This window comes from Streptomyces sp. NPDC091387 (genome assembly GCF_044756945.1).
Lineage (GTDB): Bacteria > Actinomycetota > Actinomycetes > Streptomycetales > Streptomycetaceae > Streptomyces.
Window position 1 is genome coordinate 351,438 of record NZ_JBIVTZ010000001.1, and the last position, 13,686, is coordinate 365,123.

Annotated in this window: 8 protein-coding genes, 3 tRNA genes and 1 pseudogene; 4 read left to right on the forward strand and 8 right to left on the reverse strand. The window is 70.9% G+C overall.

Annotated features, from left to right (window positions below; genetic code table 11):
* Nucleotides 1-287 precede the first annotated feature (287 nt).
* From ACIQM0_RS01780 to ACIQM0_RS01790, 3 genes are all read right to left on the reverse strand, one after another.
* Nucleotides 288-364, reverse strand: a tRNA-Ile gene (locus ACIQM0_RS01780).
* Between the two features lie 246 nt (nt 365-610).
* A tRNA-Asn gene (locus ACIQM0_RS01785) sits at nt 611-683 on the reverse strand.
* A gap of 5 nt (nt 684-688) precedes the next feature.
* Nucleotides 689-761: transfer RNA gene (locus tag ACIQM0_RS01790), tRNA-Asn, on the reverse strand.
* Between the two features lie 181 nt (nt 762-942).
* Here ACIQM0_RS01790 and ACIQM0_RS01795 point away from each other — a divergent pair.
* The 4 genes from ACIQM0_RS01795 (at nt 943) to ACIQM0_RS01810 (ending at nt 6,632) form a co-directional block, all read left to right on the forward strand.
* Complete coding sequence (locus tag ACIQM0_RS01795) at nt 943-1,242, forward strand: YtxH domain-containing protein (RefSeq protein ID WP_401283364.1); 300 nt, start codon at nt 943-945, stop codon at nt 1,240-1,242.
* Nucleotides 1,243-1,309: 67 nt separating this feature from the next.
* Nucleotides 1,310-2,755, forward strand: coding sequence for an FGGY family carbohydrate kinase (locus tag ACIQM0_RS01800; protein WP_401282406.1), 1,446 nt, complete (start codon nt 1,310-1,312; stop codon nt 2,753-2,755).
* A gap of 212 nt (nt 2,756-2,967) precedes the next feature.
* Nucleotides 2,968-4,701 carry an ABC transporter ATP-binding protein gene (locus tag ACIQM0_RS01805; protein WP_401282409.1) on the forward strand — a complete coding sequence of 578 codons (1,734 nt, stop codon included), beginning with the start codon at nt 2,968-2,970 and terminating at the stop codon, nt 4,699-4,701.
* The gene (locus ACIQM0_RS01810; protein WP_401282412.1) at nt 4,701-6,632 is read left to right on the forward strand and encodes an ABC transporter ATP-binding protein; all 1,932 of its coding nucleotides are present in this window, start codon (nt 4,701-4,703) and stop codon (nt 6,630-6,632) included. Before ACIQM0_RS01805 ends, ACIQM0_RS01810 begins: the two co-directional genes overlap by 1 nt.
* A 61-nt stretch (nt 6,633-6,693) precedes the next feature.
* Here ACIQM0_RS01810 and ACIQM0_RS01815 read toward each other — a convergent pair whose 3' ends face one another.
* From ACIQM0_RS01815 to ACIQM0_RS01835, 5 genes and pseudogenes are all read right to left on the reverse strand, one after another.
* Nucleotides 6,694-7,839 (reverse strand): RNA polymerase sigma factor, encoded by a 1,146-nt coding sequence (locus ACIQM0_RS01815; RefSeq protein WP_401282415.1) that lies wholly within the window; start codon nt 7,837-7,839, stop codon nt 6,694-6,696.
* A 193-nt stretch (nt 7,840-8,032) separates the two neighbouring features.
* Nucleotides 8,033-9,952 carry a DNA primase gene (dnaG, locus tag ACIQM0_RS01820; protein WP_401282418.1) on the reverse strand — a complete coding sequence of 640 codons (1,920 nt, stop codon included), beginning with the start codon at nt 9,950-9,952 and terminating at the stop codon, nt 8,033-8,035.
* 126 nt (nt 9,953-10,078) lie between these two features.
* Nucleotides 10,079-11,338, reverse strand: a complete 1,260-nt coding sequence (locus ACIQM0_RS01825) for an NAD(P)/FAD-dependent oxidoreductase (protein WP_401282420.1) — start codon at nt 11,336-11,338, stop codon at nt 10,079-10,081.
* A 335-nt stretch (nt 11,339-11,673) separates the two neighbouring features.
* Entirely contained in the window at nt 11,674-12,984 is a 1,311-nt protein-coding gene (locus ACIQM0_RS01830) for a deoxyguanosinetriphosphate triphosphohydrolase (RefSeq protein ID WP_401282423.1), read from the reverse strand.
* A 36-nt stretch (nt 12,985-13,020) separates the two neighbouring features.
* Nucleotides 13,021-13,308, reverse strand: a pseudogene (locus ACIQM0_RS01835) (CbiX/SirB N-terminal domain-containing protein); the annotation flags it as partial.
* Nucleotides 13,309-13,686: the final 378 nt, after the last annotated feature.

A 13,686-nucleotide genomic window follows, 5' to 3' on the forward strand; every position in this document is an offset into this window, starting at 1 on the left:
GCCCTTGATCCACCCCGGAGGCCATTGCTGTCCGTGACCGTTCACCAAGTCTCGAAAGCGTTCCGCCGGGTCGGGATCATCGAAGGTCTCGTTGCACCACGCGCCAGCGCGGCCGCCTCCGGCCCGCCAATAGACGATGTGCGAGGCCCCTCCGGAGCTCAGAGTCTTTGTCTTGATGTAGGCCATGAAGACAAGCGTACGAGGGCCCCGTGCGGTACTCGTGCGGTACCGCGCCTGCCCGACGGCTCATCAATCGGGTGAACCTGCAGGTCACAACGTTTCTGCTGTGGTGGGGCGGGTGGGACTCGAACCCACGGCCGACGGATTATGAGTCCGCTGCTCTAACCGGCTGAGCTACCGCCCCTTTTCGGCCTGGCGCGTACATGTGTGCGCGCCGTCTGCCGCAGCATAGCCGGTCATACGATCTCTCGCTCCGGATGCCCGGGTACTCGTGACCATGAAGACTGCGCTGCTCCGTGCCTGGTTCCGGGCGACGTGAAGTTGACGCGAAAGAGTCACGCCGGCCCCACGCGCACCATCCGGACCGGACCGCCGGAGGGCCGGTTCGGGGCACGCGAAAAAGGACCCCGCAGGGCCCTCTTCCGTTCCGCTCCCCCGACTGGACTCGAACCAGTAACCCTCCGGTTAACAGCCGAATGCTCTGCCAATTGAGCTACAGGGGATCGCGCTCCCCCGACTGGACTCGAACCAGTAACCTGCCGGTTAACAGCCGGCTGCTCTGCCAATTGAGCTACAGGGGATTGCTGCGTCGCCTCGAACGACACCTGCCTGGCGGCTGCCGGGCGGCGGACGTTCGCTGCGACACATACATTAGCGCAAGCAGGGGGGTGCTTTGCCAATCGGTATCGGCCGGGGTGATCTCCGGTGTCCGCGGGTAGGCGGGCAGCACACGTCGCACGGAGTGAAGGAAGGGTGGCAGCCATGCGGTACCGGCTCACGTTCATCGCCGGAGTGGCCCTCGGTTACGTACTCGGCACACGTGCCGGGCGCGAGCGCTACGAACAGCTGAAGAAGTCCGCACGCCAGTTCGCCCAGAACCCGGCCGTGCGCAACACCTGCGAGTCGGCCGCCCAGAGCGGCCGCGAGTTCGCCGGGAAGGCGTACCACGCGGTGGGCGACAAGGTCGGCGAGAAGGTGCCGGCGTCCGTCACGGACCGGGTCCGGTCGATGCGCGGGCGCGGTGCGAACGGCGAGGACGACTGGGGAACGACCAACACCTGAGGCCCCGTCGTCAGGTCTGCCGCACCGCCGGTACGGGAATGGTCCGGCGGTGCGGCAGAATCTGTGTATGGGCATAGTCGCCGGCTTGGACAGTTCATCCGCCTTCACGCACATCGTGGTCTGCGATACGGACACGGGTGCCGTACTGCGCCAGGGGTACGCCGCACACCCGGTGGAGGCGAAGGCCACCGAGGTCGATCCACAGGTGTGGCTGCTCTCACTCGGTGAGGCGGCCACCGGCGGGCTGCTCGAAGGCGTGCAGGCCATCGGGGTGTCCGCGCAGCAGCACGGGCTCGTACCGCTGGACCGGCAGGGCAATCTCGTGCGCCCCGCGCTGCTCGGCAACGACAAGCGGGCGCAGGTCGCCGCGGCCGATCTGATCGACGGGCTGGGCGGGCGGCAGGCCTGGGCCGAGGCGGTCGGGGCGGTGCCGCAGTCCGCCCAGCCGGTGGCGAAGCTGCGCTGGCTGGCGCGGACCGAGCCTGAGACGGCGCAGCGGGTCGCCGCCGTGCTCCAGCCGCACGACTGGCTGGTGTGGCAGCTGCTGGGCCGCCCGGCCCGGCGGACGACCGACCGGGGTGCCGCGTCCGGGACCGGCTACTGGTCGGCGGGCAGTGAGTCCTACCGGCCGGACCTGGTGGAGCTGGCGCTCGGCCGGGGGGCGGCGCTGCCGGAGGTGCTCGGTCCCTGCGAGGCGGCCGGGACGACGCCCGAGGGGCTGCTGATCTCGGCGGGTACCGGCGAGACGATGGCGGCGGCGTTCGGCCTCGGGGTCGGGGTCGGCGATGCCGTGGTGTCGCTGGGGGCCTCGGGCTCGGTGATGGCGGTGCACCACGAGGCGCTGGCCGATCCGACCGGGATGATCACCTCGTTCGCGGACGCCACCGGGATGCACCTGCCGGTGGTGCACACGTCGAACGCGGTACGCGCGCTGCGCGGCACCGCCGAGATGCTGGACGTGGAGGGGCTGGAGGAGCTGTCGGCGCTGGCGCTGAAGTCGACGCCGGGCGCCTCCGGGCTGGTGCTCCTGCCGTATCTGGAGGGTGAGCGGACCCCGCATCTGCCGCACACCGCGGGGACGTTGAGCGGGCTGCGGCGGGAGTCGATGAAGCCGGAGCACCTCGCGCGGGCCGCGTTCGAGGGGATGCTCTGCTCGCTGGCCGACGCACTGGACGTGCTGCGCGGCCGCGGGGTCGAGGTGCGGCGGGTGTTCCTGCTGGGCGCCGCCGCCGAGCTGCCGGCCGTGCGGGCGCTCGCGCCCATGCTGCTGGGGACACAGGTGGTCGTGCCGGAGCCGGCCCAGTACGCAGCGCTGGGTGCGGCCCGGCAGGCGGCCTGGGCGCTGGGGGTCTCGCAGGGGACGCTCGATCCGCGCACTCCCCCGGTCTGGCAGGACGCCGCGGCGCAGGTACTGGATCCCGGCGAGGAGTTGGCGGTCGGTCAGGCGGTGCGCCAGCAGTACGTGGCGACGCGGGACCAGATCCACCCCGGGGCGTTCGACGCCGCGCGCTGACGTACGGGGCGCTGATGCGCGGGGCGCTCCATGCCGCGCGCCGGGGTGCCTATCTCCGGTGACACCGCCGGGGGGCGGAGCGGAGTTCGGTGGAAGAATTATGGACCCGGTCTTTTTTTTGACCTGGACTTGAATAAAAACGTTCGCGGTCCCGGTGGGCGGTGCCGGAAAATGGGTCGACTCCCGACCTATGCCGACTCCGAGAGACACGCGTGCTCATAAAACTCCTGCGGACCTGTCTCGGTCCGTACAAGAAGCCGATCGCGCTGCTGGTGGTCTTCCAGCTGCTCCAGACCTCCGCCGCCCTCTATCTGCCCACCCTGAACGCCGACATCATCGACAACGGTGTCGTCAAGGGGGACACGGGCTACATCCTTCAGTACGGCGGCGCCATGATCGTCGTCAGCATCGCCCAGGTGGTCTGCAACATCGGGGCCGTCTACATCGGTGCCCGTACCGCGTCCGCACTGGGCCGAGACGTCCGGGCGTCGGTCTTCGACCGGGTCCAGTCGTTCTCCGCGCGTGAGCTCGGCCGGTTCGGCGCGCCGTCACTGATCACCCGTACGACCAATGACGTCCAGCAGGTCCAGATGCTGGTCCTGATGACGTTCACGCTGATGGTCTCGGCACCGATCATGTGTGTCGGCGGCATCATCATGGCGCTCGGCCAGGACGTCCCGCTGTCCGCGGTGCTCCTCGCGGTGGTGCCGGTCCTCGGGATCGCGGTGAGCCTGATCGTGAAGCGGATGCGTCCGCTGTTCCGCACGATGCAGGAGCGGCTCGACACGGTGAACCGGGTGCTGCGTGAGCAGATCACCGGCAACCGGGTCATCCGCGCCTTCGTCCGCGACGGCTACGAGGAGAAGCGGTTCCGCGGCGCGAACACCGAGCTGACGGACGTGGCACTGTCCACCGGCCGGCTGATGGCACTGATGTTCCCGACCGTGATGACGGTCGTGAACGTGTCGTCGATCGCCGTCGTCTGGTTCGGCGCGCACCGGATCGACAGCGGCGGGATGCAGATCGGGGCGCTGACCGCGTTCCTCTCCTATCTGATGCAGATCGTCATGTCGGTCATGATGGCCACCTTCATGTTCATGATGGTGCCGCGCGCCGAGGTCTGTGCCGAGCGCATCCAGGAGGTCCTGGAGACCGAGTCCAGCGTGGTGCCGCCGGTCGATCCGGTGACCGAACTGCGTGCCCACGGGCATCTGGAGGTCCGGGGGGCGAACTTCCGCTACCCCGGCGCGGAGGCGTCGGTGCTGCGGTCGGTGGATCTGGTGGCCCGGCCGGGCGAGACGACCGCGATCATCGGGTCGACGGGCAGCGGCAAGTCGACGCTGCTCGGTCTCGTGCCCCGGCTGTTCGACGTGACGGACGGCCAGGTGCTGGTCGACGGGACGGACGTACGGACGCTGGCTCCGGCGCTGCTGGCGAAGACCGTGAGCCTGGTCCCGCAGAAGCCGTACCTGTTCTCCGGAACGGTCGCGACCAACCTGCGGTACGGGAACCCGGACGCGACCGACGAGGAGCTGTGGCACGCGCTGGAGGTCGCGCAGGCCAAGGAGTTCGTCGAGGGTCTGGAGCACGGACTCGACGCACCGATCGCGCAGGGCGGCACCAATGTCTCCGGCGGGCAGAGACAGCGGCTGTCGATCGCCCGGACGCTGGTCCAGCAGCCGGAGATCTACCTCTTCGACGACTCGTTCTCCGCGCTGGACTACGCCACGGACGCCGCGCTGCGCGCGGCACTGCTGCGGGAGACCGCCGCCGCGACCGTGGTGATCGTCGCGCAGCGGGTGTCCACCATCCGCGACGCCGACCGGATCCTGGTGATGGACGAGGGCCGGGTCGTCGGCTCCGGCAGTCATCACGAGCTGATGGACGGCAATGAAACATACCGGGAGATCGTGCTCTCCCAGCTGACGGAAGCGGAGGCCGCGTAATGGCCGGGCCTGGCGGACGCATGATGGCGGGCGGGGCACCGACCCAGCGGTCCATGGACTTCAAGGGCTCCACGAAGCGGCTGCTGAAGCGCTTCGCCGCGGAGCGGGCCACGCTGTACGTGATGCTGGCGGCCGGTGCGCTGAGCGTGGCGTTCTCCGTGGTCGGCCCGAAGATCCTCGGCAAGGCCACCGACCTGGTGTTCGCCGGGGTCATCGGGCGGCAGATGCGGGCGGGGACGACCAAGGAGCAGGCCATCGAGGGCCTGCACAGGTCCAACAGCGGCCTGGCCGACATGCTCTCCAAGGTGGACTTCGTCCCCGGGCAGGGCATGGACTTCGACGCGATCGGCCGGGTGCTGCTGGCGGCGCTGGCCGTGTACGTCGGTGCCGGGCTGCTGATGCTGGTGTCGACGCGGCTGTCGATCCGGGTGATCAACCGGGTCGTGTTCCAGATGCGCGAGGACATCCAGACGAAGCTGTCGCGGCTGCCGCTGTCGTACTTCGACCAGCAGAAGCGCGGCGAGGTGCTCAGCCGGGCGACGAACGACATAGACAACATCTCGCAGACGATGCAGCAGACGATGGGCCAGCTCATCAACTCGCTGCTGACCATCGTCGGTGTGCTGATCATGATGTTCTGGATCTCGCCGCTGCTGGCGCTCGTCGCGCTGGTGACGGTGCCGCTGTCGGTGGTCGTGGCGACCAAGGTGGGCAAGCGCTCGCAGCCGCAGTTCGTCCAGCAGTGGAAGGTGACGGGCAAGCTCAACGCCCACATCGAGGAGATGTACACCGGGCACACCCTGGTGAAGGTCTTCGGCCGGCAGGACGAGTCCGCGCGGGACTTCGCCGAGCAGAACGACGCGCTGTACGAGGCCGGGTTCAAGGCGCAGTTCAACAGCGGGATCATGCAGCCGCTGATGATGTTCGTGTCGAACCTGAACTATGTGCTGATCGCCGTGATCGGCGGGCTGCGCGTCGCCTCCGGTTCGCTGTCGATCGGTGATGTGCAGGCCTTCATCCAGTACTCGCGGCAGTTCTCCATGCCGCTGACCCAGGTCGCCTCCATGGCGAACCTGGTGCAGTCCGGGGTGGCCTCCGCCGAGCGGATCTTCGAGCTGCTGGACGCCGAGGAGCAGGACGCCGATCCCGCACCGGGCAAGGGCGCGCACCCGCAGGAGCTGCGCGGCAGCGTCTCGCTGGAGCACGTGTCGTTCCGCTACGACCCGGAGAAGCCGCTCATCGAGGACCTGTCGCTGAGTGTCGAACCGGGTCACACGGTCGCGATCGTCGGCCCGACCGGCGCCGGCAAGACGACGCTGGTCAACCTGCTGATGCGGTTCTACGAGGTGACGGGCGGCCGGATCGCCCTGGACGGGGTGGACGTCGCGACGATGTCGCGCGACGACCTGCGGTCCGGGATCGGCATGGTCCTCCAGGACACCTGGCTGTTCGGCGGCACCATCGCGGAGAACATCGCGTACGGCGCGTCGGGCGAGGTCACCCGGGAGGAGGTCGAGGAGGCGGCGCGGGCGGCCCACGCCGACCGCTTCATCCGTACCCTGCCGGACGGCTACGACACGGTGATCGACGACGAGGGCACCGGCGTCAGCGCGGGCGAGAAGCAGCTGATCACCATCGCGCGGGCGTTCCTGTCCGACCCGGTGATACTGGTGCTCGACGAGGCGACCAGCTCGGTCGACACCCGTACCGAGGTGCTGATCCAGAAGGCGATGGCGCGCCTGGCGCACGGTCGTACGAGCTTCGTGATCGCACACCGGCTCTCCACCATCCGGGACGCCGACGTGATCCTGGTGATGGAGAACGGCTCGATCGTCGAGCAGGGCACGCACGACGAGCTGCTGGCGGCGCAGGGCGCGTACGCGCGGCTGTACGCGGCCCAGTTCGCGCAGGCGGTCGCAGAGGTCGACTAGCCACCCTCTGTTGACGGCGCCGTTTCCGCGGCTGCCCCGGCGCGTGCGCGGATACGCGTACTCAGTCGAGGTAGCCGCGGAGCTGGTCGGCGAAGGCGTGGTCCCGCAGTTTGCTGAGGGTCTTGGACTCGATCTGGCGGATGCGCTCACGGGTCACGCCGAAGATCCGGCCGATCTCCTCCAGCGTGCGGGGCCGCCCGTCGGCCAGCCCGTACCGCAGCTGGACCACCTTGCGCTCGCGCTCGTTGAGCGTGGAGAGCACCACCTCCAGGTGTTCGCGCAGCAGCAGGAAGGCGGCGGACTCGACCGGGGAGGCGGCGTCCCCGTCCTCGATCAGATCGCCGAGGGAGACGTCGTCCTCCTCACCGACCGGGGCGTGCAGGGACACGGGTTCCTGGGCGAGGCGCAGCACCTCGCCCACCCGCTCCGGGGTCAGGTCGAGCTGGGCGGCGACCTCCTCGGGAGTCGGCTCGTAGCCGCGCTCCTGGAGCATCCGGCGCTGGACCCGCACGACGCGGTTGATCAGTTCGACGACATGGACCGGGACCCGTATGGTCCGCGCCTGGTCGGCCAGCGCGCGGGACATGGCCTGGCGGATCCACCAGGTCGCGTACGTCGAGAACTTGTAGCCGCGGGCGTAGTCGAACTTCTCGACCGCCCGGATCAGTCCGAGGTTTCCCTCCTGGACCAGGTCGAGCATGGTCAGTCCGCGGCCGACGTAGCGTTTGGCCACGGAGACGACCAGGCGCAGGTTGGCCTCGATGAGGCGGCGTTTGGCCATCCGGCCCATGACGACGAGGCGGTCCAGATCGACGGCGAGGCGGGTGTCGGGGTCCGGGGTGCGGGCGAGGCGCTCCTCGGCGAACAGGCCGGCCTCGACGCTGCGGGCGAGCTCCACCTCGTCGGCGGCGGTGAGCAGCGGGATGCGGCCGATCTCCCGCAGATACTGCCGGAACAGATCGGACGAGGGCCCGCCGGTGTCCGGCCGGCCGCGCCGCGCCGGGGGTTCGGGCAGCTCCGCCGACTCCTCCATGACCGCCTCGGGCGGGTCGGGGGTGTCCTGCGGGTCCGGCGGCTCCCCGGGCCGTTGCCGCGGTTCGGGCACGTGCGGCGGCGGGTCCGCCGCGGCCTCGGGATGACGTACGGCCCGGTGCTGCGCGGGGATCGCCGAGACATGCTCGGTTGTGGTCACGGTCCGGGTCTGCACGGGGGCGACCTCCAGGTGATCGCTGCCGGACCGCGGGGATGGAGGACCACCGTTCGGTGGACCGGCCGCGCTCCGATGACTCAGGCACCGCCACCCAGTGTGGGGTACGACACACAGCTGCCACGAGGGGCGTGCGGGGACTTTCTGAGTCCACCCGGTGACCGGACGGTCACCGGGGGGCGGCCCGGGGGCCTCAGAGCGCGTCGGCTCCGTTGCTGCGCAGGGACTGGGCGTACTGCTGGAGGACCCAGACCTCGTTCTGCGCGGCGGCCAGGTGGTCCGGGGCGACATTGCTGCCGAGCCGGGCGAGGCTGCCCTGGACGTCGTTGATCCGGCGGTCGACGGCGCGCAGCCGGACCTGGACGAGCTGCTCGCCCGCGTAGGCCTCGTCGATGGACTTGCCGCGGAAGACCTCGACCGCCAGCTCGGTGACCAGCTTGCGCACGGTTTCGTTGGGGGTCGCGTCGAGCACCTGGACGAGGTATTCGCGGGTCTCCGCGACGCCCAGCTCGGCGCCGCCGACCTCCGCGATGCACTCGCGGACGGCCGCGTAGGGCGGGGCGGTGAACTCGTCCGTCCCGTAGGCGTCGAAGGCCGGGGAGACCAGGGCGGGCTTCTGCAGGGCGAGCTTGAGGAGCTCGCGCTCGGTGCGGTGGGCCGGGCTGCGGAGGTTGAGCGCGGGTCCGGAGGGGCCTGAGGGCGAGGCGGAGGGCTGGGCCTGCTGGTGCGGGGCGCCGGAGCGGGAGGAGGAGCGCGTGGGTCCTCGCTGGTCGCCGCCCCGGCCGCGGGCCCACTGGGCGAGCTGGTTGACCCGGTGCACGACGTACTCCTGGTCCAGGATGCCGACGAAGCCGGCCAGCTGGACGGCGACCTCGCGCTGCACGCTGCCCGTCTTGATCTTGGCGACGACGGGGGCGGCCTCGTCGAGCGCGGCGGCGCGGCCCGCCGGGGTCTCCAGGTCGTAGCGGCCGACGATCTGGCGGAGGGCGAACTCGAAGAGCGGGGTGCGGGGTTCGACCAGGTCGCGGACGGCCTCGTCGCCCTTGGCGAGCCGCAGATCGCACGGGTCCATGTTGTCCGGGGCGATCGCGATGTAGGTCTCGGCGGCGAACTTCTGGTCGTCCTCGAAGGCGCGCAGGGCGGCCTTCTGGCCTGCCGCGTCACCGTCGAAGGTGAAGATCACCCGGGCGCTGCCGTTGTCCATGAGGAGCCGGCGCAGGATCTTGATGTGGTCGCCGCCGAACGCGGTGCCGCAGGTGGCGATGGCGGTGGTGATCCCGGCGAGGTGGCAGGCCATCACGTCGGTGTAGCCCTCGACGACGACGGCCCGGCTGGCCTTCGCGATGTCCTTCTTGGCCAGGTCGATGCCGTACAGCACCTGGGACTTCTTGTAGATCGCGGTCTCGGGGGTGTTGAGGTACTTCGGGCCGTTGTCGTCGTCGCGCAGTTTGCGGGCGCCGAAGCCGACGATGTCGCCCGCGGTGTCGCTGATCGGCCACATCAGCCGGCCGCGGAAGCGGTCGATGGGGCCGCGCCTGCCGTCCTGGGAGATGCCGGAGGCGATCAGCTCCTTGTCGCTGAAGCCCTTGCCGCGCAGATAGCGGGTGAGGTGGTCCCAGCCGGCCGGGCTGTAGCCGACGCCGAAGTGGGTGGCCGCGGCCTGGTCGAAGCCGCGCTCGGCGAGGAACTTGCGGCCGATCTCCGCCTCGGGGCCGTCCAGCTGCTCGACGTAGAACTGGGCGGCCGCCTTGTGTGCCTCGACCAGCCTGATCCGCTCACCGCGCTGGTGGGAGGGGTTGTACCCGCCCTCCTCGTACCGCAGGGTGATGCCGGCCTGGGCGGCGAGCCGCTCGACCACCTCGGAGAACTGGAGGTGGTCGATCTTCATCACGAAGGCGATCGTGTCGCCGCCTTCCTGGCAGCCGAAGCAGTGGAAGAGACCCTTGCTCGGACTGACCTGGAAGGAGGGGGACTTCTCGTCGTGGAAGGGGCACAGGCCCTTGAGGTTCCCACCGCCCGCGTTGCGCAGCTGGAGGTACTCGGAAACGACGGCGTCGATCGGGACCGCGTCCCGGACCGCCTTCACGTCGTCGTCATTGATCCTGCCTGCCACGGGTGAAGTCTACGGGTGGGCAGGGACAGCCATGGCGCGGGCGGGGTGTGACGCGGGCCGCCCGCGGTGCCCGGGTCCGCCCGTGCCGGGGCCCGGCGGGCTCCGGCACGGGGCGGTCCGGACCGCTCAGATCAGTGATTCCAGCGGCACGGAGGGATCGGCCAGCGCGTCCGGGTCGACCGGCTGACCGGCCTTGATCAGCTCCTGCACGGTGTCGGTGACGTCCCACACGTTCACGTTCATCCCGGCGAGCACCCTGCCGTCCTTCAGCCAGAAGGCGATGAACTCGCGCTTGCCCGCGTCGCCGCGGATCACCACCTGGTCGTAGCTGCCGGGCGGTGCCCAGCCCGAGTACTCCAGGCCGAGGTCGTACTGGTCGGAGAAGAAGTACGGCACCCGGTCGTAGGAGACGTCCTGGCCGAGCATGGCGCGGGCCGCCGCCGGGCCGCCGTTCAGCGCGTTGGCCCAGTGCTCCACCCGCAGCCGGGTGCCGAGCAGCGGATGGGCCACGTTGGCGACGTCACCGGCGGCGTAGATGTGCGGGTCGCTGGTGCGCAGGGAGGCGTCCACGGCGATGCCGCCGCCCTGGGCGCGCGGTGCGATGTCGAGGCCCGCGGCCTCGGCGAGGGCGGAGCGGGGGGCGGCCCCGATCGCGGCGAGCACGTCGTGGGCGGGGTGCTCCTCGCCGTCGTCGGTGCGGACCGCGAGCACCATGCCGTCCTGGCCGACGATCTCGGTGAGCCGGCCGCCGAAGTGGAAGCGGACGCCGTGGTCACTGTGCAGATCGGTGAAGAGCTGGCCGAGCTCGGGACCGATGACCCGGTGCAGCGGGGTCGCCTCCGGTTCGACGACGGTGACCTCCGCGCCGTATCCGCGGGCCGCCGCCGCGACCTCCAGGCCGATCCAGCCGGCTCCGGCGATCACCAGATGGCCGTTGTCGCGGCCGAGCGCGGCCAGGACGTTGCGCAGCCGGTCGGAGTGGGCGAGGCGGCGCAGGTGGTGGACGCCCGCCAGTCCGGTGCCGGGGATGTCGAGGCGGTGCGGCTCCGCGCCGGTGGCCAGCAGCAGCTTGTCGTAGTGGATGACGGTGCCGTCGCCGAGCTCCACGGAGCGGGCGTCGCGGTTCAGTACGGTGACGGGCTGGCCGAGGTGGAGCTCGATGTCGGCACCCGCGTACCAGGCCGTCTCGTGGACGAAGACGCTGTCGCGTTCCTCCTTTCCGGCCAGGTACGCCTTGGAGAGCGGCGGGCGTTCGTAGGGATGGTCGCGCTCATCTCCGATGAGGATGACCCGGCCGCTGAAACCCGCGGAGCGGAGCGTCTCCGCCGCCTTCGCTCCGGCCAGTCCTCCGCCGACAATGACGAACGTCCGATGTGCGTCGACCACTTGATGCCTCCTCGGTGCTTGCTGCGCGGCGCCAACTGCGAGCGTCCCGCACGCAGCGTGATGGCGAAAGAGGGTGTGACCCGATCAGGTCACACCCCGTGGTCATGGGCCGGTCCGCGGACCGGTGCCGCACCACGGGGACCAGGGTGGCAGGTACGCGGCGGGGCGACGCGGTACGCGTACCCAGCACACCACCTGTCACATGGCCGGACGTCGCCGCCGCGCCCCGCCGCGGCGGGACATGCGCGGGCGGGACCCGTACGCGGTGACCTCCGGTGCGGGCCGGGCCGGTCTTCGCCGGAGCGGGAACCGCGTGGGAGGGGTCCGGTGCGGGGTCATCGGCCGGGCGCGGTGAGCGAGTGGTGCAGGGTGCGGGCCGACGCGTCGGTCAGGGCGGCGATCTGGTCGACCAGGACGCGCTTGCGGGACCGGTCGTCGGGCGCGGCCTCGTAGAGCGCCCGCAGCTGCGGCTCAAGGCCCTCGGGCGCGCGGGCGGTGAGCGCCGCGGCCAGTTCGGCGATGACGATCCGCTGCTCGGCGCGGATCGCCTCCTGTTCGGCGCGCTGCATGACGTAGCGGTCGGCGACCGCCTTGAGCAACGCGCATTCGTTGCGCGCCTCGCGGGGCACGACGAGCTCGGCACCGTACCTGCCGAGGCGGCCGGTGCCGTACGCCAGGCGGGTACCGCTCTCCGCGGCGAGGCAGAACCGGCCGATCAGCTGGCTCGTGGCGTCCTTCAGCCGGGCCTGGGCGACGGCCGAGCCGTCGTAGCCGTGCGGCCACCAGTCCTGGCCGATGAGCCGGTCCAGGGCCTCGGACAGCTCCTCGGGGTCGGTGTCCGCCGGGACGTACCGTCCGATGGCGACCTGCCAGATCTCCTGCCGCTCCGGTTCGGCGTCCAGGCAGTTGGGGTCGATGTGCCCGGCGTGCAGCCCGTCCTCGAAGTCGTGGACGGAGTACGCCACGTCGTCGGACCAGTCCATCACCTGGGCCTCGAAGCACTTGCGGTCCCGCGGGGCGCCCTCGCGGAACCAGTCGAAGACCGGCAGGTCGTCCTCGTAGACCCCGAACTTCGGCGAGCCGGGGTCGGTGGGGTGCGCGCCCCGGGGCCAGGGGTACTTGGTGGCGGCGTCGAGCGCGGCGCGGGTCAGGTTGAGTCCGACGCTGACCAGCTCGCCGGTGCGGGGGTCGGGGACGAACCGCTTCGGTTCGAGCCGGGTCAGCAGGCGCAGCGACTGGGCGTTCCCCTCGAAGCCGCCGCAGTCCGAGGCGAAGTCGTTGAGCGCCTGCTCGCCGTTGTGGCCGAAGGGCGGGTGGCCCATGTCGTGGGAGAGGCAGGCCGTCTCGACCAGGTCGGGGTCGCAGCCGAGCGCGGCGCCGAGCTCCCGGCCGACCTGGGCGCATTCCAGGGAGTGGGTGAGGCGGGTACGGGGGCTGGCGTCCCAGGCGTAGCTGCGGGTGCCGGGGGTGACCACCTGGGTCTTTCCGGCGAGCCGGCGCAGCGCGGCGGAGTGGAGCACGCGGGCGCGGTCGCGCTGGAAGGCGGTGCGGCCGGGCCGTTTGTCGGGTTCGGTGTCCCAGCGCTCGGCGTCGGCGGCGCCGTAGGGAGCCGTGTCTGATTCCTGCGTGTGGTGCGTGCCTTCCATGGGGTCGACATTAATCGGCCGGGCTGACAAGAGGGCTCAGGCGGACGCCAGGAAATGTACGTTCATCCGATTTTCGTGTGCCGGGACACCGGTCGTCCGCGCCTGGTCGTAGCGGTGCAGCAGCAGCCGGGCCATCGCCGGGTGCGCGCCGAGCGGGGCCGCGGCGATCCACGGAGCGGCCTGGGCCACGGCCGAGGCGAAGCGTCCGGGGGCGGTGAAGTACGAGGCGACGGCGACCCGTCGGCGGCCGCGGGCGGCCAGTGCGCGCAGGGCGGCCCGTACGGTGGGCGTCGCGGCGGAGGCGTAGGCGGGAACGACGGCGACGAGGGCGGGGGCCAGGGGGCTCGTGTCGCCGGGTGCGGGCTGGTGCCGGGTGCGGTGCACGGGCCGTCGGGTTCCGTTCGGTGAGACGAGGCTGAGCTGGGACCCGAGCTGTGCGGTGATGCGGGTCAGCAGTTGGGCGGTGCTGTCGAGGGGCGGGGACTCCTGAGGGTGTTCCGGTGCCGGCTCCGTCATGGACCGATGGTGCCGGGCGCAGGTTGCCGCGTCGTTGCGGGCCGGTCACCGGTGTTTGCCGCGGCCCCACCGCACGGCCCCGGGCGCTGTCGGACGGCGGCGGCCGCGCTCCGGCCGGCGAATCCGGGCGGGTGGTGGCGATCACGCAGAACCCTTTGGGCCGTCCTGTCGTCAAGCCATAGGGGG